Consider the following 8,143-nt stretch of genomic DNA (forward strand, 5'->3'; position numbering starts at 1 on the left):
GCTGAACAGGCCGAAGCGCGCGCTAGCGAATTCGCGGCCAAGGCCGCCGACGCGGCGGCGGCCTGTGAAATGCTGGAAGCTGAGCAGAAAACGCTTCGGACCAAACTCGAGGAAGCTGAGGCCAAGCTGGAAAAGGCCGCGCAGTTCGAAGCTGACGCTCGACGCTTGCACGATGAAAACCAGAATTTAATAGCCAAGCGCGCTGAGCTGGAACAGGCGCTTGAAGACCAACGCGACCATCTCAAGCGTTCCGAAGATCAGCTCGATGACACGACCGCGAAGTTACTCGAAGCAGTGGAGCAGTGTGATGCACTGAGGTCCGAGCTGGCGGAGTCGAATGCAGCGATCGACCAGGCAGAGCAGGATCGACGCGGCAAATGGGAGGAGTCCGAGGCGGGTCGCAGAGCAGCGGACGCCCGCGCAGAAGAGCAGCGACAGGAGGTGCTTCGAGTTCAGCGTGAGCTGACGGCCTCCCGCGACGATCTGCGCCTCGCGCTGCGCGTCCAGCGAATCGTTCAGGCCGATCTGGCGGATCTTCAGGACCGTTTCGACCAGCTGCTCCATGAAAAACGCGAGGTCGAGGACTTGCTTGAACGTGTTGCGTGTCACTTACAAGCTCAGATGGGGGCAACGGGTGCCACGCCGCCGATTTTGGGGGGCGCTGGTCGTGAGGCGCGACCTATAGGCAAGCGCAGTCCATCGAAGAAAAAGGCGCGCCCGGCCAATGCGCGAAAGAGCGAATGAGCGAGCACGCGCGGCGAGAACTCACTCCTTCGCCTGGGCGCGGTGATCCGTTAGCCATTCTTGATGCGCGCTTTGGGCAGCGGCACGCGTCAGCCGATATTCATGCGCTTGAGGCGCTGTTTGAGCGGAGCCGGAAACCGGAGCCGGCGCGTCCACTTTTGCGCATGATTAACCACATGGCGTGCACTGGCGGCACCTTAATCGCGCGCGGCCTTAATGCCCAGCCGAACACGCTTGTGCTGAGCGAGGTCGATCCGCTCAGCTCGATCCAGCTGACAACGATGCGATCGAGGTTCGCCCCGACCGACCCGATCCTTTTGGCGCGAGTTGGCTTGTTTCCGGTTTCCGATGAAGTGGCGGTTGAGATGTTTCAGGCTAGTGTCGACGTCCTGCTCACTCGGTTAGACCGACAGGGACGCGGCCTGGTTCTAAGAGGTCACGCCCATTCTCAGTTCTGCACTGAGCAAGACTGGGCCGCACGCCCGACGCTGTTCGAGATGTTTTCCCGAAAAACTTCTATCGCTTCGGTCGTGACTGTCCGGGACCCTTTGGATTCTTGGCTTTCACTTATCGAGAACGACTGGCGACATTTCGACCCGTTCTCGATCGACGAATATGCGCGCCGGTATCACGCCTTCCTCGACCGGCATGCTGAATTGCCATGTTTTAAGTACGAAAACTTCGTCAACGATCCGGATGCAGAAATGCGCCGGATGTGCGAGGCGCTGGAATTGCGGTATAATTCCGATTGGCGTTCGTTGATTTCGGCATACAGGCTGAGCGGCGACAGCGGGCGTAGAGGTGACACGATTGCGCCCCGTCCTAGGCGCGAGGTACCGGATGCGCTGTTGGAGCAGGCCGGGACAAGCTCGCGTTTCGTTGAGCTGTGCGATCGGTTAGAGTACCATACTCAATGATCACGTCAGGCGCAGCGGGAGCGGCGCTTTCGGCGCTTGGGGATGTCCACGTCGGACACGTGGAAACGGAACGCTCCGCCAAAACTGAGGTCAAACGTGCGAATTTCGTTGTTCACGCCGTATTTCCGTCCCGCACAGCTAGAGCGCCGGGCCGAACTCCAACGCTGTCTCGCCGAAAACCGCAAAAACATGTCGATCGATCATATCTTCCTGATGGTCGATGACGATGCAGAGGTCGATCTCTCCGACGGTCGCGTGACCGTGATTGAGATGGACGGGCGGCCCACCTATCAGGACTGGACCCAGTTATCTCAGCAGTATTGCCCGCATAGCGTTTCGGTATTGGCGAACGCGGACATCTTCTTTGATCACACGCTAGCGCGCTTGAAAGAGCTGTTCGAGTCGGACCCAACCGGTTTTGTGGCGCTGAGCAGGTATGAACTGATCGACGGTGCCACCTCGCTTCACCCCAACCCTCACTGGTCACAAGACACTTGGGCGTATTACCCGGCGAAGGGCTCCAACCCAGATCGCGATCAGCGCCTGAATTTTCCACTCGGAGTACCGCGCTGTGACAACAAGGTTGCGTATGTTTTCAGCATCTACGGACACACGGTCTACAATCCGTGTCGACAGGTGCGCTCGATTCACGTGCACGAAACTGGGCTGAGAAATTACGACAAGAAGGCCGACATGCGTATTGTGGGGGGCATGGCGATGGTGCACGCCAGCGCGACCCTTCTCGATCCGGCGCAGCTCGATATTGAAATTTGGCCGGTCAAGACCGGGAATTACAGTCAGATTAAACTGAACAAGTCGCTCGAAAAGTGGGCGGGCGAACGCGGCCTGACTTTGCCTCCGGAGCAGGGACCGGCTCCTCGCAGGGGCGCTCAGGCAAAGGTGACCTCTGTTCGCGGTGCGCCGAAACTCACGCTCGACGGGAACGTCGCTGCCTACAATCATCTCTGGCAATTCCCCGCGATCACTGAACAGCATGCGTACCAGCAGGTGCGCTTGCAGGTGCGCCGCGATCTCGATGCGATGTATTTTGGATTTCCGTGGGCGACACTGATCGACCTCTCTCTTCACAATCAAACGGATATAGAGCGCTTGGATGCTCTGCGAAGAGGAATGAGCGCATTGACGGAAGTGGTGCGCGGGACTCCGCGCGTCGCCACGGTCTGCCAGCACATTCATATGCTCAAGTTCCAAGAACTGTTCAGTGCTGCCGGCGTGTCCGATGTGTTCTGGTCGCATGCCACGCAAGGACTGGAGGTCATGCCCGATGCGCCCAACGTGCGAATTCATCCCTTCCCGCTCTATCCAGTTCAGGTTCCGCATGGAGGGGAAATTGCGTTTGAGCACCGCCGCTACTTGTTCTCGTTTGTAGGGGCGAAAGCCAATAACAAGTATCTCACCCAGTCGCGCACCTATTTGATTGAAGAACTCGCCGACCATCCACGAGGGCTGATTCGCAACCGGGACGCTTGGCACTATAACAAGGTAGTCTACGATCAGCAGATACTCTCGAAGATCCAACCCGGCGATGCATTAGTTGATGAAAGGGCGAGCGAGGAATTCCGCGAAATTCTCGCTCAGTCGGTGTTCACTTTGTGCCCTTCAGGCACCGGACCGAACTCAATCCGTCTGTGGGAGGCGATCGCAGGCGGCTCGATACCGGTCGTGCTCGCGGACACGTACAAGCCACCCGCTTCGCCCGACCTCTGGAACCAGGCTGTGATCACATGCCCGGAGTCTCGCGAGGCCGTACGAGACCTGCCTGGCAGGCTTGCTGCGATTATGCGCGACCACGAACAGTTACGGCGGCGCCGTTTCGCGCTTCGTATGCTCGCCCAGCGTTATGGGCCAAGGAACTTCGTGTCGGACGTTCTGGCTTTCATGGCGAGTGGGGAGATGAAATCGCCGGGGTCCAGACAAGCGGCTTGACACGATCGCGATATTTCTCAATCAGTCCAACCGTACCGCGTTCGGAAAATGGATCATCCTCGTCGATTGTTAATAATAACGTTGAACTTCAACTGAAACACACGAGCAAAATAATGAAACACGCTGCTGTTTTTGATCATTTTTCACCTAAACAAGTCGTAGCAAGCGGCTATTCGATATATGATTTCTTAGGTGTAACCACCGACAGTCGGTTTAAAAAAGGTTGGTCGAAGTTCGCACCACCGCGCGGATCTAAGTACACGCCTCCTCTTCCGTCGCTTAACGAACATTATTTCGACTGGATTCTGACCCTTGAGAGCGTGGCGCGCGCTGCAGGAGCGTATCGCATGATCGAGTTGGGCGCGGGGTGGGGGACTTGGTCTGTGATCGGTGCGACGGCGGCCCGTCAATCGGCCCGTATCGACGCGATAGAGATTGTGGCAATCGAAGCAGACCATACCCATTACGACTGGATGCGACGGCATTTCGCCAGCAATGACCTGACTGGTGAAACAATGCATCTGATTCACGGTGCTGTCGCACCAAAAGCGGGCACGGTACGATTCCCCATTTTAGAAGATCCAAGCGAGGACTACGGCGCTTCGATGAAACAGGTCCATTCCGGTAGGCCTTTCATTGACGTCCCTGCCTACACGCTTGCTTCGCTCATGGACCGGATGAGCGGAACAGTGGATTTCGTCCATGTCGACATTCAAGGTGCGGAATATGACATAATCCCACCGATTATGGATCTGCTTCGAAAGCGCGTTAAAAGCATGATGATTGGTACGCATACTTCCCTGGAAAAACATCATGAAATGTCGGAGTTGTTCCGACGAAACGGTTGGCGTGAGACGATGAACTATCCGCGCGGTGAACTTTGCGTCACGCCCTACGGCAACGTTCAATTCGGCGACGGTCTTGTGGCTGTTGAAAATCCCGATTTTATTTAATGGTCGCCCAATCCTGAAAGGCTTTGATCAGAGTTAAGTGATACGCGAATAGTCTCTACATCATTTGAGGATTGAGGCGCCAAGCGTGAACACGGTACTTGTATTGGGCGGAGCGGGATATGTCGGTTCCCATGTGTGTAAAGCTTTGGCGGCGCGGGGCGACACGCCGGTGGTGTTTGACAACCTGTCGTCAGGGCATGCGCACGCGGTCAAATGGGGCCCGCTGGTGCGCGGTGATATCAGGTCTTCATCGGACCTCGATTGCGCCTTCGCTAAGTACAGGCCAGACGGCGTGATGCATTTCGCCGCCAACATCGAAGTGGGCGAGGGCGAGAAGGAGCCGCTCCGCTTCTGGGAAAATAATGTGGGTGGGGTGATCACCCTGCTCGGGGCCATGGCGCGCGCAGGGGTTAAGCCGCTGGTCTTCTCCTCCACCTGCGCAGTGTACGGCGAGCCGAACCTGGTTCCGATCACCGAGACTGAGACCTGCAAGCCGGTGAGCGTTTACGGCCGCACCAAGCGGGCGGTCGAAATCCTACTTACTGACCTAGCCCGGATCGGCGAGATCCGATACGCTGCGCTGCGCTATTTCAATGCTGCCGGCGCTAGCCCCAACGGCGAGATCGGTGAGGAGCACGATCCGGAAACCCACCTGATCCCCAATGCGCTGAAAGCTGCTGCGAGTGTCGGCGGTAAGATGAAGCTATTTGGAACCGACTATGACACCCGCGATGGCACCTGCATCCGCGACTATGTTCACGTCATGGATCTCGCCGACGCGCACCTTGCCGCACTCGACAAGCTGATGGCCGGCGAGCGAGAGATCATCGCCAATCTGGGCACTGGCCACGGCGCCTCAGTTCTTGAGGTCCTTCAGGCGGTGGAGAGGGTAACGGGACTAAAAACTCCTTATGACGTAAGGCCTCGCCGCGATGGAGATGCAGCAGTTTTGACGGCCGACCTGGAGCATGCCAGGAGAGTCTTGGACTTCAAACCCAAGATGTCTGATATCGATTCGATCATCGTTGACGCTTGGCGTTTTCACAAAAAAACTTGGGGAATTTCGAGGTAAAAAATATAGATTTAGGCTATAAGAACGGTGAAATTGTCGGGCTCATTATGATAAGAAATTGACCTGCTTCCCGTTTTCTCGGTCACGTAAAAGTGGAAAATTCTCGTTTAGCGGCTTGGGCGGCTGGTACGGGGAGAAGGCCGATGAAACGGTCGAAATTCACTGAGGCGCAGATCGCGTTCATTCTGCGTCAGGCCGAGGAAGGCACGCGGGTGGAGGAGGTCTGCCGCAAGGCAGGGATCAGCCAGGCCACGTTCTATAACTGGAAAAAGAAGTATGGCGGCCTGATGCCGTCGGAGATGAAGCGCCTGAAGCAGCTTGAGGAAGAAAACGGTCGGCTGAAGCGGATCGTGGCGGATCTCTCGCTGGACAAGGAAATGCTTCAGGACGTCATCCGCCGAAAGCTCTGAGGCCTGCGCGCCGGCGAGAGCTGGTGGATCATCTGCGTGCGGCCTGGCAGGTCAGCGTTCGACCTACCAGTATAAGTCTCAACGCGGGTCACAGGATGAGCTTCGCCAGCGCATCCGGGGGATCGCTGAGTCGCGGGTTCGTTACGGATACCGGCGTATCCACGTCCTGCTTCAGCGTGAAGGCTGGGCGGTGAACGCCAAGCGGGTCTATCGGCTCTATCGCGAGATGGGCCTTCAGCTGAGGAACAAGACGCCGAAGCGAAAGGTGAAGGCGAAGCTCAGAGAGGGCCGGTCTGACGCGGTGATGGCCAACGAGGTCTGGGCGATGGACTTCGTTCATGACCAGCTCTACGACGGCCGCCGCCTGCGCATCCTGACCGTGATAGACGCCTACACTCGATACGTGCCAGCCACCGAGCCGCGCGAACGGTTCACCGGCGCGGATATCGTCGGCGTTCTTGAGCGCATCTGCGCGCGCCATGGTCTTCCGAAGTCCATCCGGGTCGATCAGGGGCCCGAGTTCATCTCGCGCGACCTGGACCTAAGGGCTTATGCTGGCGGCATGGAGCTAGACTTCTCCCACCCCGGGAAGCCAACGGACAACGCGTTCATCGAGAGTCTGATCGGCAAGTTCCGCGCGGAATGCCTGAATGCCCACTGGTTCATGAATCTTGCCGACGCCCGCGGAAAATGCGAGCGATGGCGTAGAGACTACAATACCGAGCGTCCGCACAGCGCCATTGGCTACCGAACGCCTGCGGAGGCAAGAAAAGCGTCAGGGCTCACGCAGCCCGCCCTGGCGCTATGACACGGGGATCTTCCAACTCCCCGCGGCCCGAAAACGGGGTCAAGCTCAGGACGACAGGGTCGCAGGTCAATCAGTCCGGAACTCAGGGGGCTGGGTAACTCTTTCCCTCGTCAGCTATTGAGTTCCTGAGCGTTTCGACCCATTCTAAGACACGCGTAGTTTGGTGAATCGTGCTGGGAAAAGGGTTCAAATTTTCATGTTTGTACGAAAAATATTATACTTCTCCTTGTTCGCGCTTTGCGCCTGTGGAGAGATAGAACGCCCGGTCAACGACCCGCCCGAGACAGACCAGTCGACGACCGAACTTTCTATTCAAAGTATGGATCCAAGAGCAGAGCAGTTAGAGCAGTTAACGGTTGCCTTAAATACACCAGATTCATGGTCTACGGACTTCTCTGGGGGCGAAGCGGGGTGGTCTGCACAGCGCGAGAGCTTGGACGATCAAAGATTGTCTGGCTTGATTGGAAGTGTTGTTCAAATAGATCAAATTCCTCTCTATGAGCAAACTGGTATTGGTGACCTGTATTCTCGAGATCGCGTGCATCACCTCGACGGTAACGTATATTCCGTTCGCATTCGGCTTAGACAAACGGCCGACCCGGAATCTGGTCGAGCGCGTCATGTTGTAGGTCTTTTCTTTTTAGACGAGAATGGAGGCGCGGTTTCAGGTACGTTCGAAGTGCTGAACGGCGACCGCAATATATACGTAAACGCTTCCGAAGGTTGGGTCGAACAAACTACCCGGTTTAGAGCGTCTGCCCCCGGTGCTGTATGGGTCCGTGCCATGGTCAGATTGCATCAAAGTCTTGAAAGCAGCGACGTTGCGAATGCCACGGTTCAAATTGATTCGGTCGGTTTCTCAGTACAGTTTGACCCAGCCCCTTGAATTCCGGCCTGATTGACTTGCGACCGTGTCGTCCCTGACCTGCGACCCTGTCGTCCCTCGTTTATTTTGAGAGTCTGAGCCTTTCTGCGCTGCTCCCCAACGTTGGACCGCCGGAAGCTGGAGTTTTCCGGCTGTGATCACGGCGGCGGGCTGGCCATGCCGCAGTGATTATGCAGGTCGGCCGGGACGTTGTACCCGATCGCGCTGTGAGGCCTGACCTCGTTGTATTCTCTACGCCAAGCTTCCAGCTTTTCGCGGGCGTCGGCAAGGCTCATGAACCAGTGGGCGTTCAGGCTCTCCGTCCGAAGCTTGCTGTTGAAGGCCTCGATGAACCCGTTGTCCGTGGGCTTTCCGGGCCGGGAGAAGTCGAGCGTGACGTCGTTGGCATAGGCCCAGAGGTCGAGGT

General features: G+C 57.1%; 7 protein-coding genes and 1 pseudogene. 7 read left to right on the forward strand and 1 reads right to left on the reverse strand.

Annotated features, from left to right (window positions below):
* The 7 genes and pseudogenes from ACFOOR_RS10820 to ACFOOR_RS10850 form a co-directional block, all read left to right on the forward strand.
* On the forward strand, positions 1-744 hold a 744-nt coding region (locus tag ACFOOR_RS10820), incomplete at its 5' end, for a hypothetical protein (protein ID WP_380214523.1).
* Positions 741-1,661 (forward strand): sulfotransferase, encoded by a 921-nt coding sequence (locus ACFOOR_RS10825; protein WP_343164759.1) that lies wholly within the window; start codon positions 741-743, stop codon positions 1,659-1,661. The genes ACFOOR_RS10820 and ACFOOR_RS10825, both read left to right, overlap by 4 nt.
* 108 nt (positions 1,662-1,769) lie before the next feature.
* Entirely contained in the window at positions 1,770-3,608 is a 1,839-nt protein-coding gene (locus tag ACFOOR_RS10830; RefSeq protein WP_343164758.1) for an exostosin domain-containing protein, read from the forward strand.
* Between the two features lie 113 nt (positions 3,609-3,721).
* Positions 3,722-4,561, forward strand: a complete 840-nt coding sequence (locus ACFOOR_RS10835; protein ID WP_343164757.1) for an FkbM family methyltransferase — start codon at positions 3,722-3,724, stop codon at positions 4,559-4,561.
* A gap of 85 nt (positions 4,562-4,646) precedes the next feature.
* Positions 4,647-5,633, forward strand: a complete 987-nt coding sequence (gene galE / locus ACFOOR_RS10840; protein ID WP_343164756.1) for a UDP-glucose 4-epimerase GalE — start codon at positions 4,647-4,649, stop codon at positions 5,631-5,633.
* Between the two features lie 143 nt (positions 5,634-5,776).
* Positions 5,777-6,851: pseudogene (locus tag ACFOOR_RS10845) on the forward strand (IS3 family transposase).
* A gap of 196 nt (positions 6,852-7,047) precedes the next feature.
* Positions 7,048-7,737, forward strand: coding sequence for a hypothetical protein (locus ACFOOR_RS10850; RefSeq protein WP_343164755.1), 690 nt, complete (start codon positions 7,048-7,050; stop codon positions 7,735-7,737).
* Positions 7,738-7,874: 137 nt separating this feature from the next.
* On the opposite strand, the gene ACFOOR_RS10855 is transcribed toward ACFOOR_RS10850, so the two are convergent.
* Positions 7,875-8,143 (reverse strand): integrase core domain-containing protein (locus tag ACFOOR_RS10855; protein WP_380214527.1); only part of this gene is annotated, 269 nt, incomplete at its 5' end.

Origin of the sequence: Hyphobacterium vulgare (genome assembly GCF_042643335.1) — a bacterium.
Lineage (GTDB): Bacteria > Pseudomonadota > Alphaproteobacteria > Caulobacterales > Maricaulaceae > Hyphobacterium > Hyphobacterium vulgare.

Coding starts and splice junctions, on each gene's coding strand:
- ACFOOR_RS10825 (WP_343164759.1), top strand. CDS start 741: ATGAGCGAGCACGCGCGGCGAGAACTCACTCCTTCGCCTGGGCGCGGT.
- ACFOOR_RS10835 (WP_343164757.1), top strand. CDS start 3,722: ATGAAACACGCTGCTGTTTTTGATCATTTTTCACCTAAACAAGTCGTA.
- ACFOOR_RS10850 (WP_343164755.1), top strand. CDS start 7,048: ATGTTTGTACGAAAAATATTATACTTCTCCTTGTTCGCGCTTTGCGCC.